This window comes from Corynebacterium sp. UMB8791, from assembly GCF_054166365.1.
Genome location: NZ_JBSZCG010000018.1, coordinates 1 through 366, shown reverse-complemented (window position 1 = coordinate 366; position 366 = coordinate 1). Strand labels below are relative to the sequence as shown.

Annotated in this window: 1 pseudogene; it reads left to right on the top strand. The window is 38.0% G+C overall.

Annotation, left to right across the window (positions count from 1 at the left end):
* Positions 1-366 (top strand): annotated as a pseudogene (locus ACXIUA_RS00345) (transposase); the annotation flags it as partial.

Sequence of the window (366 nt, the reverse complement as noted above, 5' to 3'; positions counted from 1 at the left end):
AGAAGACGGCTCTAAAGAAGTACTGAGTTATGCGATTGCTCCAACTGAATCAACATAGGTTTGGAATGAGCTGCTTCAGGATATTAACTCCAGAGGAGTTCAAGATGTCTTGCTTTTTATTACGGACGGCTTAAAAGGCATGAAAGATACTATCCATCAAATTTATCCTAAAGCAAAATATCAGCATTGTTGTATCCATGTATCTCGTAATATCGCTCATAAAGTACGTGTCAAAGACCGAAAAGAAATCTGTGATGACTTTAAGGCTGTTTATCAAGCTAACTCAAAAGAAGAAGCGAATACCTTCTTATCCGGCATGATTGAGAAATGGAAGAAAAACTATCCTAAAGTGACGCAGCTGTCTCT